The 17455-nt window shown below is 59.5% G+C and carries 20 protein-coding genes; 10 read left to right on the forward strand and 10 right to left on the reverse strand.

All coding sequences use genetic code 11. From position 1 onward, the window contains the following. Positions 1–2 precede the first annotated feature (2 nt). Genes LIS66_RS06960 through LIS66_RS06970 form a run of 3 tightly spaced genes read right to left on the reverse strand, consistent with a single transcriptional unit; the run spans position 3 to position 2311 of the window. On the reverse strand, positions 3–566 hold the full coding sequence (locus LIS66_RS06960) for a peptidylprolyl isomerase (protein ID WP_042607454.1): 564 nt from the start codon (positions 564–566) through the stop codon (positions 3–5). Between the two features lie 3 nt (positions 567–569). Beyond that, positions 570–1373 carry an alpha/beta fold hydrolase gene (locus LIS66_RS06965; RefSeq protein WP_042607455.1) on the reverse strand — a complete coding sequence of 268 codons (804 nt, stop codon included), beginning with the start codon at positions 1371–1373 and terminating at the stop codon, positions 570–572. Positions 1374–1387: 14 nt separating this feature from the next. After that, complete coding sequence (locus LIS66_RS06970) at positions 1388–2311, reverse strand: LysR family transcriptional regulator (protein WP_016771199.1); 924 nt, start codon at positions 2309–2311, stop codon at positions 1388–1390. Between the two features lie 49 nt (positions 2312–2360). Between LIS66_RS06970 and LIS66_RS06975 the strand changes: the two genes are divergently transcribed. The 3 genes from LIS66_RS06975 to LIS66_RS06985 all read left to right on the forward strand — a co-directional run bounded on the left by LIS66_RS06975 (position 2361) and on the right by LIS66_RS06985 (position 5301). Further along, the gene (locus LIS66_RS06975; RefSeq protein WP_042607456.1) at positions 2361–2675 is read left to right on the forward strand and encodes a hypothetical protein; all 315 of its coding nucleotides are present in this window, start codon (positions 2361–2363) and stop codon (positions 2673–2675) included. Between the two features lie 230 nt (positions 2676–2905). Continuing rightward, positions 2906–3505 (forward strand): FMN-dependent NADH-azoreductase, encoded by a 600-nt coding sequence (locus tag LIS66_RS06980; RefSeq protein WP_042607457.1) that lies wholly within the window; start codon positions 2906–2908, stop codon positions 3503–3505. A gap of 929 nt (positions 3506–4434) precedes the next feature. Further along, positions 4435–5301 carry a carboxylate/amino acid/amine transporter gene (locus LIS66_RS06985; RefSeq protein WP_042607458.1) on the forward strand — a complete coding sequence of 289 codons (867 nt, stop codon included), beginning with the start codon at positions 4435–4437 and terminating at the stop codon, positions 5299–5301. A gap of 91 nt (positions 5302–5392) precedes the next feature. Here LIS66_RS06985 and LIS66_RS06990 read toward each other — a convergent pair whose 3' ends face one another. Beyond that, the gene (locus LIS66_RS06990) at positions 5393–6691 is read right to left on the reverse strand and encodes a mechanosensitive ion channel family protein (protein ID WP_227973877.1); all 1299 of its coding nucleotides are present in this window, start codon (positions 6689–6691) and stop codon (positions 5393–5395) included. A gap of 191 nt (positions 6692–6882) precedes the next feature. Here LIS66_RS06990 and LIS66_RS06995 point away from each other — a divergent pair, with 191 nt between their 5' ends. Beyond that, entirely contained in the window at positions 6883–8223 is a 1341-nt protein-coding gene (locus LIS66_RS06995; RefSeq protein ID WP_039761006.1) for a DEAD/DEAH box helicase, read from the forward strand. 51 nt (positions 8224–8274) lie between these two features. Here the strand turns inward: LIS66_RS06995 and LIS66_RS07000 are convergent, their stop codons facing one another. After that, positions 8275–8550 (reverse strand): hypothetical protein, encoded by a 276-nt coding sequence (locus LIS66_RS07000; RefSeq protein ID WP_042607461.1) that lies wholly within the window; start codon positions 8548–8550, stop codon positions 8275–8277. A gap of 89 nt (positions 8551–8639) precedes the next feature. Continuing rightward, entirely contained in the window at positions 8640–9374 is a 735-nt protein-coding gene (locus LIS66_RS07005) for a DUF899 domain-containing protein (RefSeq protein WP_227973878.1), read from the reverse strand. A 174-nt stretch (positions 9375–9548) separates the two neighbouring features. Between LIS66_RS07005 and LIS66_RS07010 the strand changes: the two genes are divergently transcribed. After that, complete coding sequence (locus LIS66_RS07010) at positions 9549–9941, forward strand: hypothetical protein (RefSeq protein WP_042607463.1); 393 nt, start codon at positions 9549–9551, stop codon at positions 9939–9941. Positions 9942–10063: 122 nt separating this feature from the next. Here LIS66_RS07010 and LIS66_RS07015 read toward each other — a convergent pair whose 3' ends face one another. From LIS66_RS07015 to LIS66_RS07025, 3 genes are all read right to left on the reverse strand, one after another. Beyond that, entirely contained in the window at positions 10064–10933 is an 870-nt protein-coding gene (locus tag LIS66_RS07015; RefSeq protein WP_227973879.1) for a DUF6279 family lipoprotein, read from the reverse strand. Between the two features lie 77 nt (positions 10934–11010). Then, a complete protein-coding gene (locus tag LIS66_RS07020) occupies positions 11011–11727 on the reverse strand; it encodes a TorF family putative porin (RefSeq protein WP_042607465.1) in 717 nt (238 codons plus the stop codon). Between the two features lie 203 nt (positions 11728–11930). Further along, positions 11931–12119 carry a hypothetical protein gene (locus tag LIS66_RS07025; protein ID WP_016985943.1) on the reverse strand — a complete coding sequence of 63 codons (189 nt, stop codon included), beginning with the start codon at positions 12117–12119 and terminating at the stop codon, positions 11931–11933. Positions 12120–12458: 339 nt separating this feature from the next. Here LIS66_RS07025 and LIS66_RS07030 point away from each other — a divergent pair, with 339 nt between their 5' ends. The 3 genes from LIS66_RS07030 to LIS66_RS07040 all read left to right on the forward strand — a co-directional run bounded on the left by LIS66_RS07030 (position 12459) and on the right by LIS66_RS07040 (position 15019). Beyond that, a complete protein-coding gene (locus LIS66_RS07030) occupies positions 12459–13295 on the forward strand; it encodes a S1 RNA-binding domain-containing protein (protein ID WP_016771157.1) in 837 nt (278 codons plus the stop codon). A 109-nt stretch (positions 13296–13404) separates the two neighbouring features. Beyond that, entirely contained in the window at positions 13405–13797 is a 393-nt protein-coding gene (locus LIS66_RS07035; protein WP_227973880.1) for a DUF2177 family protein, read from the forward strand. Positions 13798–14089: 292 nt separating this feature from the next. Beyond that, the gene (locus LIS66_RS07040; protein WP_227973881.1) at positions 14090–15019 is read left to right on the forward strand and encodes a DMT family transporter; all 930 of its coding nucleotides are present in this window, start codon (positions 14090–14092) and stop codon (positions 15017–15019) included. On the opposite strand, the gene LIS66_RS07045 is transcribed toward LIS66_RS07040, so the two are convergent. Beyond that, positions 14967–16148, reverse strand: a complete 1182-nt coding sequence (locus LIS66_RS07045; protein ID WP_227973882.1) for an MFS transporter — start codon at positions 16146–16148, stop codon at positions 14967–14969. The genes LIS66_RS07040 and LIS66_RS07045 overlap by 53 nt on opposite strands. Positions 16149–16252: 104 nt before the next feature. Between LIS66_RS07045 and ptrR the strand changes: the two genes are divergently transcribed. Together ptrR and LIS66_RS27690 are read left to right on the forward strand one after the other, a co-directional pair. Then, the gene (ptrR, locus tag LIS66_RS07050) at positions 16253–17146 is read left to right on the forward strand and encodes a putrescine utilization regulator PtrR (RefSeq protein ID WP_065617434.1); all 894 of its coding nucleotides are present in this window, start codon (positions 16253–16255) and stop codon (positions 17144–17146) included. A 142-nt stretch (positions 17147–17288) separates the two neighbouring features. Then, complete coding sequence (locus LIS66_RS27690) at positions 17289–17417, forward strand: PA1414 family protein (protein ID WP_003184145.1); 129 nt, start codon at positions 17289–17291, stop codon at positions 17415–17417. Positions 17418–17455: the final 38 nt, after the last annotated feature.

Genomic DNA, 17455 nt, shown 5'->3' on the forward strand with positions numbered 1-17455 from the left:
ACTCAGTCGATGCGCTTGGCCGACTTGATGATCACAGGGTCGGAAGGCACGTTTTGCATGCCTTGTTTGGTGATGGTCGGCGAGTTGACGATGATATCGACGACATCCATGCCCTTGACCACTTTGGCGAACACCGCGTAACCGGCGTCACGGCCCGGATCGAGGAAGGCGTTGTCGGCAACGTTGATGAAGAACTGACTGGTCGCCGAATCAGGGTTGGAAGTGCGCGCCATCGACAGGGTGCCACGAACGTTGTGCAGGCCATTGCTGGCTTCGTTCTTGATCGGCGCCTTGGTTTCTTTCTGTTGCATCTGCTGGGTGAAACCGCCGCCCTGAGCCATGAAGCCCGGGATCACGCGGTGGAAAATGGTGTTGTTGTAGAAGCCGCTGTCGACGTATTCAAGGAAGTTCTTGGTGCTGATCGGCGCTTTGACCGGGTCCAGTTCGATTTCGATCTGGCCGTTGGTGGTGTCCAGCAGCACGTGGGGCGCCTTGGCCGGGGTGGCAGCCATCAGGTTGGCGGCAAACAGTACAGAGCCGGCGGCGAGGGCGAGTTTTTTCAGCATGGGTCAGTGATCCTGAGAGTGAAGGTCGGCTGTGGCGAGAAAATCCAGCAGCGTTTGATTGAAGCGTTCGGGTTGATCGAGCGGGGTGGCATGGCGCGAGTCGGCGATGACCACCAGCCGCGCATCCGGCAGCAGTCTTACATAGGTTTCCTTTAACGCCACCGGTGTGTAATCACGGTCGGCGCTGATGACGAGCGTTGGACAGGACACCCGGGAAAGTCGTTCCTGAACGCCCCAGCCAACAATTGCATCGAAGCTGGCGAGATAAGCACGTTTGTCGTTTTTTGCCCAGCGTTCAGCCATTTTCCGCCGCAGATCAGCCTGTTCCGGCTTGGGAAAAAGTTTGCCGCCGAGGGCTTTGCCGATGGTCTCCAGACTAAGCAGGCGCATCAGGCTCCAGCGCTTGAACCACTGCCAATAATCATCGCGCGTGCGCAATTTGACCTGTGGCGCGCTGTTGACGATGGTCAGGCTCTTGAGCGCTTGCGGCTGATCGACGGCCAGCTGAAAACCGATCATCCCGCCCATCGACAGCCCTACGTAGTGCACCGCGCCGAGGCGCAGGTGTTCGATCAAGGCCAGCAGGTCGGCGCTGAATGCGGCGATGCTGTAGCGCTCGCGGGGTTTGTCCGAGCGCCCGTGGCCGCGAATGTCCGGGACGATCACCCGGTACCGCGCGGCCAGCGCCGGGATCTGCATTTCCCAATCCAGCGTGCTCGAGCCGAGCCCGTGAACCAGCAGCAACGGCGTACCGTGGCCATATTCCTCGTAGTGCAGGTTGCAACCTTCGTGCTCGAAATACGCCATCGGTGAACTCCGTGTCAGGCTTGCTCGGGGGCGGCGAACGGGGCATCCAGCGGCAAGGTGTCGAAGGTGCGCAACAACTCGATGAGGATTTGCGTGGCCGGGCCCAGGGGTTTGTCCTTGTTCGAATACAGATAGAAACTGGAGTTGCGGCTGCCGCCCCGATCCAACGGTAGCAGCTTGAGCGAGCCATCCTTCAATTCCCGGTCAATCATGTGTCGCGGTAGCCAGGCAAAACCCAGGCCGCTGCTGACGAAGGTCGCGGCGGTGGCGAGGCTGCCGACGGTCCAGCGCTGTTCGGCGCCGAGCCAGCCGACATCGCGCGGCTGCTGGCGACCGGAGTCGCGGATCACCACTTGCATCTGGGTTTCCAGGTCCTGAAAGCTCAGCTCGCGATTGAGCCGATGCAGCGGGTGATCAGGATGGGCGACGGCGACGAATTCGACATCGCTCAACTCCGCGCCGAGGTAGCCCGGAATGCTCAGGCCGGTGATGGCCAGATCCGCGACGCCTTCGAGCAGCACTTCCTCAACGCCCGACAATACTTCTTCGCGCAGACGCACGCGGCAGCCGCGACTCTGCGGCATGAACGCGGTCAGGGCGCGGACGATCCGCGCACTCGGGTAGGCGGCATCGACCACCAGCCGCACTTCGGCTTCCCAGCCTTGCTCCATGTGATGGGCCAGATCTTCCAGCTGGCTGGCCTGTTTCACCAGTTGCCGCGAACGGCGCAGCAACACGCCGCCGGCCTCGGTGAGCACGGCTTTACGGCCGTCGATGCGCAGCAACGGCACGCCGAGCTGGTCCTGCATGCGGGCGACGGTGTAGCTCACCGATGACTGCGAACGGTGCAGGGCCTCGGCGGCCTGGGCGAATCCGCCGTGGTCGACCACGGCCTGCAACGTTCGCCATTGATCAAGGGTCACGCGGGGCGCTTTCATCAATAGCTCCTCTTGTCCTAAGCTGGCCGTCCCTCATGGAGACTGCCGAATGAAAAAATTCTGTTGTGTGGTGCTGGCGCTGCTGCCGTTGACCGCGTTTGCCTATCCGATCGATGTGCAGAAGGATCTCAACGGCATGAAGATCGACTACGAGACCTTCGACACCGATAACGACATCGGCTCGATCCGCGTGGCCAACTACGGTGATGTCGACGCGACCTGCCGGGCCGTGTTCAGCAACGGGCCGGAAGCACCACGCACGCGCAGCATCGATGTGCCGGCCGGCACGCACAAAAACGCCACGGCCAAGTTCACCCGCGAAATCATCAAGCTGCGCATCAAACTGACCTGCACCCCGAAATAACGGGTTCCACTTGTAGGAGTGAGCCTGCTCGCGATAGCGCTGTGTCAGTCGACATGGGTGTATCTGATACACCGCTATCGCGAGCAGGCTCACTCCTACAGAGCTATGCGTTAGCTTATAAACGAATTTATCGATGGGTTACAGCGGATATTTGCGCTTTTTCATCGATTCGACTCTGTTTAACCTTCACTCCATCGACTTACAACATTCTCGGATGGAGGCTACACACCATGTCCCGCGTTCTGATCATCGAAAGCAGTGCCCGCCAGCAAGACTCGGTTTCCCGTCAACTGACCCAGACCTTCATCGCTCAGTGGAAAGCCGCGCACCCTGCCGATCAGATCACTGTGCGTGACCTCGCCGTGAACCCGGTGCCGCATCTGGACGCCAACTTGCTGGGTGGCTGGATGAAACCCGCCGAACAGCGCAACGACAGCGAACAAGCGTCGCTGGATCGTTCCAACGAATTGACTGATGAGCTGCTCGCCGCCGACGTGCTGGTGATGGCTGCACCGATGTACAACTTTGCAATCCCGAGCACGCTCAAGGCCTGGCTTGACCATGTGCTGCGTGCCGGAGTGACCTTCAAGTACACCGAGACCGGGCCGCAAGGCTTGCTCAATGGCAAGCGTGCCTTTGTGTTGACCGCTCGCGGTGGCGTGTATGCCGGTGGTCCGGCGGATCATCAGGAACCGTATCTGCGTCAGGTGATGGGTTTCATCGGGATCAACGACGTGACCTTTATCCATGCCGAGGGCATGAACCTTGGCGGTGACTTCCAGGAGAAGGGGCTGAATCAGGCCAACGCCAAATTGTCTCAGGTCGCTTGATCGGTTAATCGCCAGATAATCGCTGGATGGTCTAGTGACCTGGCGCAACCCCTTCAAGGTTCCACGCGCATCGAACCTCCCTTTGCACTTTTGCTCCTGAGTGCTGTAGCCCGATTGAACGCTTTAGCGAGATCGGGCTTTTTTTTGTCTGGGTTTTCTTGGCGGCCTTTGGGCCGACCAGGTTCTTGGGGTTTTGGGTGAATATCCGTTTCTGCGGTGTTGCGGCTGGCGGTTCCGCTCTTACAGCGGGTCACTTTTTCAAACGCCAAAAAGTAACCAAAAGGCTGTGCCCCAACGTTCGGCCCGCTCGCTGGGGCTCGGGGTTCCTTCGCTGCGGGATCGATCCGGGCGCAGCGGCTCCGGTTTGCTTCGCTGCACCTACACTCGCTGTGTACGACTGCGTCGTACGGTCGCTGCGCTCCCACGCCCGGATCAATCCCTCCGCTCAGCCTGCCGACGGGGCGGGTGGATCAAGATCAAGAGCGGTACTCGAGCTTGCGCTCATTGTGTTGAGTGGTGGAGGGCCGGTTTTTGGCTTTTTTGGATTCGATGCGGTATTTCATGTGCGTAGCTTGCCCAAACACCTCGGTCAGTCCCCTGTCCCTCCGGGAGAGGGCTAGGGTGAGGGGCTTTTGATCTTTGCAGGACCCGCATTCGGCTCGATATGCCACGTCGGCGTTTCTCGACCAATCCCCTCGGTCAGTCCCCTCTCCCTCCGGGAGAGGGCCAGGGTGAGGGGCTTTTGATTTTTTCAGGCCTGAGTTCGATTCGATATCCCAAGTCGGCGCAGCTAGCCCAAACACCTCGGTCAGTCCCCTCTCACTCTGGGAGAGGGCCAGGGTGAGGGGCTTTTGATTCCGGCGCCGTTTGCTGTTGGAGCCCATCCGAAAAACCGCTATCGTCGCCGCCATTCGATTTTCGAGGCGAGCATGGGCTATCTACTTTTTGTCACGCTGATCCAGGCGTTTTCCTTCAGTTTGATCGGCGAGTACCTGGCCGGGCATGTCGACAGTTACTTTGCGGTGCTGGTGCGTGTGGTGTTGGCCGGGCTGGTGTTTATTCCGTTGACGCGCTGGCGTTCGGTGGAGCCGGCGTTCATGCGGGGCATGTTGCTGATCGGCGCGTTGCAGTTTGGCGTGACTTACGTCTGCCTGTACCTGAGTTTCCGTGTGCTGACGGTTCCGGAGGTGTTGCTGTTCACCATTCTCACGCCGCTGCATGTGACGCTGATCGAAGACGCGCTGAACCGTCGCTTCAACCCATGGGCGCTGGTTGCCGCGCTGGTGGCAGTCGGCGGTGCGGCGGTGATTCGTTTCGACAGCATCAGTCCGGACTTCTTCATGGGCTTCCTGCTGCTACAACTGGCCAACTTCACCTACGCCGCCGGGCAGGTCCTGTACAAGCATCTGGTGGCCAGGCACCCGAGTGATCTGCCGCATTACCGGCGCTTCGGTTATTTCTACCTCGGCGCATTGGCGGTGGTGCTGCCGGCGTTTCTGTTGTTCGGCAAATCGAATTTTCTCCCGGAAGCACCGCTGCAATGGGCGGTGTTGCTGTTTCTCGGGCTGGTGTCGACGGCGCTGGGCTTGTACTGGTGGAACAAGGGCGCGTGCATGGTCCACGGCGGGACGCTGGCGGTGATGAACAATCTGCATGTACCGGTAGGGTTGTTGTTGAATTTGCTGATCTGGAATCAGCATGAGGAACTGGGGAGATTGTTCCTCGGCGGCAGTGTGATTCTGATGGCGGTGTGGATTAGCCGGTTGGGTATTCGCAAATCCCAGGCCACTGCATAACCCCGTGTAGGAGCTGCCGAAGGCTGCGATCTTTTGATCTTGAAAGTCAAAAGATCGCAGCCTTCGGCAGCTCCTACATGTGATTCGTGGGTTACATCAGGTGTTTTTCCGGCTCCGGAATATTCGCCGTGCCCAACACCGCCGGCAGCAACCCCGCGCGCAAATCCCCGCCACTTGGCTGCTGATACAAACTCAGCCCAAACTCCGGCAAAACCGCCAGCAGATAATCGAAAATATCCCCCTGAATCCGCTCGTAATCGGCCCACACCGTGGTGCGGGTGAAGCAGTAGATTTCCAGTGGAATGCCCTGGGCGGTGGTCTGCATCTGCCTGACCATGCAGGTCATGTTCGGCTGAATCTCCGGGTGACTCTTCAGATACGCCAAAGCGTAGGCGCGAAAGGTGCCGATATTGGTCATCCGGCGGCGGTTGGCCGACATTGCGGCGACATTGCCCTGGGCTTCGTTCCAGGCCTTGAGCTCGGCTTTCTTGCGGCCCATGTAGTCGGTCAGCAGGTGCACTTGCGAAAGCTTTTCTTCCTCGTCGTCGCGGATGAAGCGCACGCCGCTGGCGTCGATGAACAGGCTGCGCTTGATCCGCCTGCCGCCGGACTGCTGCATGCCGCGCCAGTTCTTGAACGACTCGGACATCAAGCGCCAGGTCGGGATCGAGACGATGGTTTTGTCGAAGTTCTGCACTTTGACCGTGTGCAACGTGATGTCGACCACGTCGCCATCGGCGCCGACTTGCGGCATTTCGATCCAGTCGCCGACCCGCAGCATGTCGTTGCTGGTCAGCTGCACACTGGCGACGAATGACAGCAGGGTGTCCTTGTAGACCAACAGGATCACCGCCGACATCGCACCCAGGCCCGAGAGCAGCAACAGCGGCGAACGGTCGATCAGGGTGGCGACGATGATGATCGCGCCGAACACGTACAAGACCATCTTCGCCAGTTGCACATAGCCTTTGATCGAGCGCGTGCGCGCATGCTCGGTGCGCGCGTAGATGTCGAGCAAGGCATTGAGCAGGGCGCTGACCGAGAGCAGCAGGAAGAGGATGGTGAAGGCCAGCGCGACGTTGCCGAGAAAATTCATCCCGGTCTTGCTCAGTTCCGGCACCAGGTGCAGGCCGAACTGGATCACCAGCGACGGCGTCATTTGCGCCAGTCGTTGAAACACCTTGTTGTGGCGCAAGTCGTTGATCCAGTGCAGCGCCGGTTGGCGGCCGAGCATGCGGCTGGCGTGCAGGATCAGATAACGCGCCACGCGTCCGAGTACCAGCGCGATGACCAGCAGCACCAGCAGTGCCAGTCCCGATTGCAGCAGCGGGTGCTCTTCGAGTGTGCCCCAGAGGTCCTGGGCTTTGAGCCAGAGCTGTTTGATATCCATGAGCGAAACGTTTCTTCTGTAAGACGCGAGGGCCGATTAGAGCATTTAAGACGCTGTGTATTGCAGCGAGTGACAAATCGGGCAACAAAAAAACCACTGATTGTCGGCGTTTGCACAAAGAAACTCGGCCTGAGCGCTCGAAACCGGTAACCTATGCAGCTGTTTTTTTGCATATCTTCGAGGTAGCACCCGTGTTTTCCCAATTCGCCCTGCACGAACGCCTGCTCAAAGCCGTGGCCGAGCTGAAATTTGTCGAGCCAACGCCTGTGCAAGCCGCGGCCATTCCGCTGGCGCTCCAGGGGCGTGATCTGCGGGTGACGGCGCAAACCGGTAGCGGCAAAACCGCCGCTTTCGTTCTGCCAATCCTCAATCGCCTGATCGGCCCGGCGAAGATTCGCGTCAGCATCAAGACGCTGATCCTGCTACCGACCCGTGAACTGGCCCAGCAGACTTTGAAGGAGGTTGAACGCTTCGCGCAGTTCACTTTCATCAAGTCCGGCCTGATCACTGGCGGTGAAGACTTCAAGGTACAGGCCGCAATGCTGCGCAAAGTGCCGGACATCCTCATCGGCACCCCGGGGCGGATGATTGAGCAGCTCAATGCTGGCAACCTTGACCTCAAAGAAGTCGAAGTGCTGGTGCTCGACGAAGCCGACCGCATGCTCGACATGGGTTTCGCCGAAGACGTGCAGCGTCTGGTCGATGAATGCCCGAACCGTCAGCAGACCATGCTGTTCTCCGCCACCACCGGCGGTTCCGGTCTGCGCGAAATGATCGCCAAGGTCCTGAACAACCCGGAGCACTTGCAGCTCAATGCGGTCAGTCAGCTGAACTCGACGACTCGTCAGCAAATCATCACCGCCGACCACAATCAGCATAAAGAGCAGATTGTGAACTGGTTGCTGGCCAACGAGACCTACCAGAAGGCCATCGTCTTCACCAACACCCGCGCCATGGCCGATCGCATCTACGGCCGCCTGGTGGCTCAGGAATACAAGGCGTTCGTGCTGCACGGCGAGAAAGACCAGAAGGACCGCAAACTGGCGATCGATCGTCTGAAGCAGGGCGGTGTGAAGATCCTCGTTGCCACTGACGTTGCGGCCCGTGGTCTGGACGTCGACGGTCTGGATCTGGTGATCAACTTCGACATGCCACGCAGCGGCGACGAGTACGTGCACCGCATCGGTCGTACCGGCCGTGCCGGCAACGATGGTCTGGCGATCTCGCTGATCTGCCACGGCGACTGGAACCTGATGTCGAGTATCGAGCGCTACCTCAAGCAGAGCTTCGAGCGCCGCACGATCAAGGAAGTCAAAGGCACCTACGGCGGCCCTAAAAAGGTCAAGGCCTCGGGCAAAGCCGTCGGCGTGAAGAAGAAAAAGACCGACGCCAAGGGCGACAAGAAGAAAACCGCCGCCAAGACGCCGACCAAGCGCAAGAGCGTCAACCGTCCGAAGCCGGATTCTCTGGTGAGCAGCGACGGCATGGCCCCGCTCAAGCGTCGCAAGCCAGCAGAACCTGCGGCTGAGTAAGCTTTAGAACGCGCATAAAAAAACCGGACATTGTCCGGTTTTTTTTCGTCCTCAACTTTCGGCCTTTTTCTCTGCCGAACCCAGTTCCTTCAAACGCTGGTCGATCAACTGGCACTTGTCGGGCACATCAGCGCTGGCCGTCTCCAGATCCATTTTCTGCAACTCGGCGTTGATCTCCTTGGCCTTTTCCGGATTCTGTTCGGTGAGCTTCGAGACTTCCTTGGCCAGTTGTTCGCGTTTGATCGTCGCCTCTTCTGGCGTACAGGCCCAGACGGGCAGGGCGCAGGCGAGAGTGGCGGCGAGGGAGAGCTTGATCAGGGTCTTCATGGGCAGGCCTCAGTTCCGGTTAAGGCGGGTTAACCGGTTGAGGGCTGAAGCCTGGCAAAAGTTCAGAAACTGTGGGGTCAGCGTTGCGCTCAATCGGCATGACAGCAACTCGACTTTGTCGCACCTTCATACCGATCATGATGCCGCACCCATCCCATGATCTCGTCCTCGTTCCTGCCCTTGGGCGTCAGATCAAGATAGTGGTAAGCGCCAACCAGCATGTCCAGACCGCGTGCGTATGTGGAATAGGTGTGGAAGATCTCGCCTTGTTCATTGCGATAGAACACGCTCAGCCCCGGCATTTCTTCCTCGGCGCTGTCGGTTTTTTCGTAATTGTAGGTAGCCTTGCCCTCAGCGACATCTTCAGCCCGGGCGCAGACGCCGAAGTCGTAGTTGAAGTCGCAACCTTCTGACGAGACCCAGTCGAATTTCCAGCCCATGCGCTGTTTGAATGCCTGAAACTCGTCGAAAGGCGCGTGGGAAACGGCGACTACCGCGACATCGTGGTGGGCCAGATGCTGATTGGCGCCGTCGATGTGATCGCTGAGGAACGAGCAGCCCTGGCAGCCTTCCTTCCAGCCTTTGGCAAACATGAAGTGGTAGATGATCAACTGACTGTGGTTGCCAAACAGGTCGTTGAGCTTGAGCTCGCCGTTCGGCCCCTTGAAATGATAGTCCTTGTCGATTTTTACCCAGGGCAGGGCGCGGCGCTCGGCGCTGAGGCGGTCGCGTTCGCGGGTAAAGGCTTTTTCGTGAGCCAGATGCTGTTGACGGGCGGCGAGCCATTCTTCGCGTGATACCACCGGGTGATTTGCAACGTTCATGACGATGTCTCCTGCGGGATGAGCCGGCTGTTTTGAGACTAGTCGTTCAACGGGCAGGGGAATCGACACACCGCCGGTCGGTCGGCGTGACAACATGCGGCTGAACGGCTGCGCGGCGCTTGGGTCACAACCTTGAACGCGGCACAAATCACCCGCACCGGAGGTTGAATCAGGATGACGACTTATAACTGGGATTTGATTGAACGTTTGCTGCACGAAGTGCAGAACAGCGCGGGCCACAGCTTCGCTCCCCGCGCTTATGCCGAGGACCATGCGGCCGAGAAAGCCAGCGCCGGCGAGCCGATCGAGAATCTCGATCACCTTAAAACCGTGGCCTGCGGTTACGAGAAGCTCCTGCTGGAACGTGGATTCATCGAGCCGCGTGCGGAGCATGAAGGCAGTACCGGCAATAACTTCAGTCTGACACCGCGTGGCTCCAGCCTGCTGAGCCTGATCGACAGCAGCATTCCCGGCAATGACCACCCGCGGCAGGTGCTGGATGAGCAGGAAGATGCGCTGGATGAAGCGACGTTTGATGAAGTCGCCTCAAAAGCCCAAATTGCCTGACTGACCAACGCCCTCCTGTAGGAGTGAGCCTGCTCGCGATAGCGGTCTGTCAGTTGAATATGTGCTGAATGGATAACTGCTATCGCGAGCAGGCTCACTCCTACAGGGGGATGTGTAATGTCTTAAGGTTTCTTCGCGGCCTTCAGGCATTTCAGGTCATTGAAATCCTTGCGCACGCCTTCGATCTTTTTCAGCAAGCGCTCACGTTGTTGCGGCGTGCTCTCCGCCATCAAGTCCACAAACAACGAGCGCGCCTGGGCTTCTGTGTTGGCGTAGGCCTTACGGTAATCCGCTGTCCACAACCGCTCCCGATTGACCAGAAGCGTCTCGGTACGTTGTGGGAATTCCGGACTTTTGCGTTGCGCAACGGCGGCACTGAACTGTTGCTGCCAATGCGCACGGTTGGCGATCCATTGGGTGTTCTGATCGCCCAAAGCGTTGGTCCAGGCCACCACGCGTTGTTTTTGCGTGTCGCTCAACGGACCCAGCCAATCGTTCAAGCGCTTTTCCATGCGTTCGCCGCGTTCCTTGATTTGCTGGGCCAAGGGTGGTTTTACGTATTCCTGCTGGCGTTTGCGCAAATCCTTGGCAAACGCGTCATTCATTTCCGCCACCTGTTTGTCGTCCAGACCCTGCAGCAGTTCGATCGCCGACGGGGTGATCTCCCGGGCGGTTTCGGCGATTGCCTGTTTGGCTTCGGCGGTGCGCTCCTGCAGCGCGGCGTCGGTGACCTGGTTGCTTTCGACCATGGCCTGCAAACGGTCCAGCCAGTCCAGGTAACCGGGTAACTGCGTGGTGCAGTGCCAGCTCAGGTGTTCCTTCAGTCGTTCGTTGAACCAGTCTTTCTGCTCGCCGTTCATGTCCACGTAGTCGCCGAGCGACCACGGAATGATTACGTCGAGGTTGCGGTAGGCCAGGCCCACGCGGCTGCAGGCGCCGAGGGCGAGGGTGAAGATCAGCAGGGCGGCAATCTGTTTGAACCAGCGAGACATGGGCAAATCCTTGCGAGAGCCTGGCGTCGGAAATCTGATTCTTATGTGATGCGGGAAGCGCGCAGCAGTTCAGCCGATCAATAGAACGTGCGTACGGCCTTGAGCGTGACCAGGCCGTCGCACTCGCTGTTGTGCCCGGAATAGGCCGAGCAATCGCTGCCACTAAGGCTGGAATTGCTGTAGATCAGATCGAGATCGACGCCCATGAACGGCCGCGACAGTTTTACCGACCAATCGGTGAAACTGCTGACATAGCCTCCGTCCACGGCCACCGGGGTGTTCAATTGGTGGGTAGTGTATTTCATGCTCACGCCAATGCCGAACGGCTGGTTGCCACTGAGATCGGCAAACAAGGTGTTGTTCTGTTTATCCGGGTCGTTGCTCAAGGCGATGCCAAAGCGACTGCCGAGCAGGGTCAGGCCACCGAACAGCTCTTGGCTGTCGAGCGTGTCGACGCGGGGATAGCTGTAGTGAATCATCCCGACTTCATAGCCGAGCACCTGATCGAAAGGTTGCTTGAAGCCGACGTAGGAATCGATCTCGAGGTTTTTGCCCGGCGTGATGCCCATGCTCGGCGCGTACTGGCCGAAATACACGCCGCTGTCGTGGCTCAGATCGAGGCCGCCATGGAACGAGCCGACCGCCGCCGGTTTGACCAGTCCCTGGGCCATGCTGCGGCTGGGCGTGGTGCCGAGCTTGAGATCGAAGTCGCCCAGTTGACCCTGAAAAACCTGCGCGTGCGCGGTCGCGCCTGAGAGCAGGCTGACGAACAATAAACCGGGAAATGGGCGCATGCGTCACTCCATGAACCGCGAGCGCAGGGCGAATGCCTGCTGAAACGCTTGATCTAGACGCGTGCAAGCATACCGGCGAATGCTCGGCATTGATGGCCGTTCGTCGATTTTCGGGGATATTTGTTTAAAGCGAAGGGGGGTGGTGCGGTGCCAGTCCAGGCGCTTCGAAGCTCAAAGCGCCTCTGGACGGGGTAAAACCGGTATTACTTCTTGCCCAGGCTGATCTGCTTGGACGGGCCGAACGTCTGGCCACTGACGCCTTTGGCAATTTGCTGGATCTCGCCGCCGGACTTGAGGAACGCTGCGATCTGATCGTTGATCGATTCGCTGGTTTCAACGGCTGGAGCTGGCTTTGCTTTGCTGGTGGATGCTTTTACACGCATGGCGGCCATTAACCTGTAGAAAAGTAACTCGGCCAGGCATCGTACAGGAATAACTTGACAATAGCTTGGTAAATATCCCCGGGAATAACCAGGCTCAGCGCCGCATTAATGCCGGGTCGATACTATTAATATGTCGCTAACCCGCTGTTTTAAATAAGAACATCTGCTCAGACCGAGGCAAATGCGCACAGCAGTGAGCCGCCTCGCCGGACTGACGAGCGGCACCTCACGGGGCGGTGATCAAGCAAAATCAACGCGTTGAAGCAGATTTCCCGCTGCGAGGATCTGCCGCCCGACGTTCGCGGCAAAAACGGGTAGAATGCCGCCCACGTATTGAGGGTTTCGGAAATGGCTTTAGTCGGGCGTTACAACAGTTTGCAAGTGGTTAAACACACTAACTTCGGTTTATATCTGGACGGCGGTGCCGATGGCGAAATTCTTTTGCCCAACCGTTATATCCCTAAGGATATTCCCAGCGAAGATGAAGACTGGCTCAACGTATTCATCTATCTGGACAGCGAAGACAAACTTCTCGCCACCACGGAAAAACCCAAAGTCCAGGTCGGCGAATTTGCCAGCCTGAAAGTGGTTGAAGTGAACAGCATCGGCGTGTTTCTCGACTGGGGCCTGCCGAAGGATCTGTTGCTGCCGTATTCGGAAGAAAAGCGCCAGATGACCGCTGGCGAATATTGCGTGGTGCATGTCTACCTCGACAAACACACGCGCCGCATTACCGCCACCGCGCGCCTCGATCGTTATCTGGACAAGACCCCGGCCACCTACAGCCCGGGCCAGGAAGTGGATCTGCTGGTTGCCGAGGCCACCGACATGGGCTTCAAGGCGATCATCAACAACAAGCACTGGGGCTTGATCCACAAGAACGAGATCTTCAAGTTCATGCGTTCAGGCATGCGCGAGAAAGGCTTCATCAAGGAAGTGCGCGCCGACGGCAAGATCAGCCTGAGCCTGCAACCGGTTGGCCAGGAAGCCGCCAGCAGCCTGAGCTCGAAGATCCTCGGCAAGTTGCGCGAAAACGACGGCACCCTGGCGGTCAGCGACAAGAGTGATCCGGCGTTGATCAGCAGCCTGTTCGGCGTCAGCAAAGGCAACTTCAAGAAAGCCATCGGCTCGCTGTACAAGGAAGGCAAGATCGTCATCCACGCCGATCGCATTGAACTAACCTGACTCACCGCAGGCCCATGGTAGGAGCTGCCGAAGGCTCGGGCCGCGTTCTGACGATCTTTTGATCTTGATCTTGAAAATCGGCGGCTCCCACATCTAAAGGGGTGAGCCAATGAAAAAGGCGCTGATCGCATACGTCTCGACGCTACTGACGTTTCTTCTGCTCGACGGTATCTGGCTCGGGCTATTGATGGCTCCGACCTATCGCGAACTGCTCGGTTCGCTGATGCTGGACAAACCGCTGCTGTTCCCCGCAGCGGTTTTTTATGGCCTGTACGTGATCGGCTGCGTGGTGTTCGTGGTGTTGCCGGCGCTGCGCTGGCAGCGAGCGGCGAAGCTCGGTGCGCTGCTGGGGCTGGTGGCCTATGGCACGTATGACCTGACCAACTGGGCGACCTTGCGCGGCTGGTCGGCGCAGGTGAGTTTGCTGGATTGGGCGTGGGGCACAGTGGCGACGGCGGTTGCCTGCACGGTGGGTTATCTGGTGGCGAAGCGATTCGCCTGACTGATCCAAAAGCTTTATCGCCAGTGCTGGCCTCTTCGCGAGCAAGCTCGCTCCCACATGTTCACCGAACCCTCTTCGCGAGCAGGCTCACTCCTACATGTTCACCGAACCCTCTGTGGGAGCGAGCCTGCTCGCGAATGACGGCGCAGCCGTCAACCATTCAGCGCTGACGTCACTGACCAACTGAATGTCTTTTCCAGACGCCTTTCTCTGCTCATCTGGTTGATAATCCCCGACACTGTTTTCTGACCAATGGATGGCCTGCCATGTTGTGCGTGTTCGAGGTGTTACGGTGAGTGCCGAGCGGCGCAATGCCGACGGTTTTGCCCTGCAAGTGATGATCGGCCTGTGCCTGATCTGGGGTGTCCAGCAAGTCCTGATAAAGTGGGCGGCAACGGACATCGCGCCGGTGATGCAAGCGGCGGGGCGCTCGGGAATTTCCGCGTTGCTGGTCGGCTTGCTGATCTGCTGGAAGGGCGGTTGGGATCAGGTCCCCAGTACTTGGCGCGGCGGGCTGCTGGCCGGTGCCCTGTTTGGTCTGGAGTTCCTGTTCATCGCCGAGGGCCTGCAACTGACCACTGCCGCGCACATGTCGGTGTTCCTCTATACCGCGCCGATCTTCACCGCACTCGGCGTGCATTTCCTCCTCGCCAGCGAGCGCCTGCGCCCATTGCAGTGGTTGGGGATACTGCTGGCTTTCATCGGCATCGCGATTGCCTTCGCCGGCGGTGTGTCGTGGGACAACCTCGACCGCCGCATGCTCCTGGGCGATGCCTTCGGCGTGCTCGCGGGCGCCTGTTGGGGCGCGACCACTGTAGTGGTGCGCGCCTCGCGATTGTCGGAAGCGCCGGTGACGCTGACCTTGTTTTATCAATTGCTGGTCAGCTTCCTCGGCCTGCTGCTGATCGCGCTGTTCAGCGGCCAGATCACGCATGTCAGTCTGACCACGGTGGCGGTAGCCAGCGTGCTGTTCCAGGGCCTGGTGGTGTCGTTTTTCAGTTACCTGGTGTGGTTCTGGCTGCTGCGTCGTTATCTGGCGGCCAACCTGGCGGTGTTCTCGTTCATGACGCCGTTGTTCGGCGTGACCTTCGGCGTGCTGTTGCTCGGTGAAGCGTTGAGCCTGAACTTCGTCATCGGCGCCGTGCTGGTGCTGCTCGGCATCACTTTTGTCAGCGCCGAGCAGTGGCTGCGTCGGCGTTTGCGCAAGGCGCTGGGTCAGTAGCTTTTACCTGCATTGCCAGCGCGCCTGCCACCAACAGGCCTGCGCCGGCGATCAGCAGCGCCGGTTGCAAACCGCCGCTGAAATGGCTGCTCAGCGCCGCCAGCAACGGGCCGCTGAGCTGGCCGACGGCGAAGCACGCCGTGAGCATTCCAGCATTGCGTTGAGTGGCGTGGGGTGCCAGTTCCCGCGAGCGCTGCATCACCAGTTGCATGCAGGCCAGAAACGGCGTGCCGCAGAGGATCACCCCCAACGCCAGGCCGAGGCCGCTGCCCAGCAGACAGGCGAACACGCCGGCCGCTTGCAGCCATAACGTCGCCATCAGCCAGTGCCGTGTGGTCTCGGGATCATGCCGACGCAGGCTCACCAGCCACACACCGAGCGCCGCGCCGAGGCCGAAGCACGGCCAGAACAGATCCGCCTGCCACTGGCCATGAAACTGTGCGTTGGCCATCTGCGCCAGAAACGTCGCCGGAATGATGTAGCCGATGCCGTAGAGCGCATACACCAGTGCCAGTCGGCCAATCCCCCGGTTCGCTGATGTCGCAGGGGCGATCGCCGTCTCCTCTATCGCCGCGGGCTGCGGCAACAACCGCCAGACGCCAAGCATCATCAGCAATGCGGCGGCTGCGTAAATCAGCCACAGCGTCGCTGATGTCTGCTGCAACCGATGTGAGACCAGTGCCAGCAATCCTGTGAGAAAAATCCCCAGCCCCGGCCCTGCGAAAACCAGAGCGCCCCAGCGCGGACGACCCGCTGCCGCCGCCAGCGGCTGGCTGAGCGAAGTGATCATTACCACCACCCAGGCACTCGCCACCCCGGTACCAAAGCGCAACAGCAGGTGCGACCAGAAACCGTTGGCCCAGAAAGACGCCAGTGTCAGCAGCACGCACAGCCACAGCCCGCCATGCAGCCGTCGCTGCACCTGTCGCGGACGCTGCGCGAACATCGCATCCAGCGCCCCGAGCAGATAGCCGAGATAGTTGGCGGCTGCGATCAGACCGGCGGCGGTGAGGTCGATCTGCCCTTCGCTGAGCAGGTGCGGCATCTGGGGCGTCAGGGCGAAACGGCCGATGCCCATGGCCAGCATCAGGGCGACGAAGCAGGCAGATAAACGTATCAACGGCGACATGGTCGGGCTTCCGTCTGAGGAACAATGACCGTCAGGCTAGGACTGATTGACTTTCTTTAAAATTGAATAATAGTGAGTAACTTGTTCTGTTCAGGAGAAAGCAGGTGGAATTCAGTCAGTTGCGGATTTTTCAGGCAGTCGCCGAAGAAGGCTCGATCACCCGCGCTGCCGAGCGCCTGCATCGCGTGCCATCGAACCTGTCGACGCGGCTGAAACAGCTCGAAGAGCAGCTGGGTGTCGAACTGTTCGTCCGCGAGCGGCAGCGCCTGCAGTTGTCGCCGGCGGGCAAGGTTTTGCTCGACTACACCGGCAAACTGTTTGCCCTGCGCGATCAGGCCAGCGCGGCGGTGATGGGCGGGCAACCGGCCGGTGACTTCGTGCTGGGCACCATGTACAGCACGGCGGCGATCCATCTGCCGGCGTTGCTGGCGCGTTATCACAAGCAGTACCCGATGGTGAATTTGCAGGTGCAATCGGCGCCGACCGGCGAATTGCTCGAAGGCTTGCTCACCGGCCGCCTCGACGCGGCATTGGTTGACGGGCCGCTGGAATTGGCGGGGCTAGATGGCGTGCCGCTGTGCGAGGAACGCTTGGTGCTGATCACCGAAATCGACCATCCACCGGTGCGCAGTGCGCGGGACGTAGAAGGGCGTGCGGTGTTCACCTTCCGTCAGGGCTGCTCCTACCGCATGCGCCTGGAGGCGTGGTTTTCTCACTACCATGCGGCGATGGGCCGGCCGATGGAAATCGAGTCGTATCAGGGCATGCTCGCCTGTGTGATCGCCGGCAGCGGTGTGGCACTGATGGCCGAGTCGATGCTCGCCAGCCTGCCGGGCCGCGAAAGCGTCGCCGTGCATCCGCTGGCCGAGCCGTTCGCGGGTGCGACAACGTGGCTCATGTGGCGCAAGGGCATGGCCGGGGCCAACCTGAACGCCTGGATCGACGTGCAGCAAGCGGTCTATCCCGTGGCTTTGGATGAAGTGCGTGAAACAGCGTGAACCAATCGCCGCGGATCCTGTTCAATTCAGTAACAGATCATTGCGGATTTGGCCGAGCATTGCGTAGGACTTCGGACTATTATCAGTGCGAAGCGGCCTCAGAATTCCGGCCGCTCAGCACCACCCTGAAGGGGGCATGACGATGAAAGAGAAAATCCAGAACTGGCTGCACGATTTGGGAGTTGCCCTCGGTTTGATCGAACCGCCTCTGCAACCGGTACCGATTCGCACGGACGACGAACAGCGTCGGCGCCAGCCACGTCGGCGTTAATACCTCCGATCAGAGATTTCAAGATCGCAGCCATCGGC

Source organism: Pseudomonas sp. HN2 (assembly GCF_020736465.1).
Classification (GTDB): Bacteria; Pseudomonadota; Gammaproteobacteria; order Pseudomonadales; family Pseudomonadaceae; genus Aquipseudomonas; species Aquipseudomonas moraviensis_A.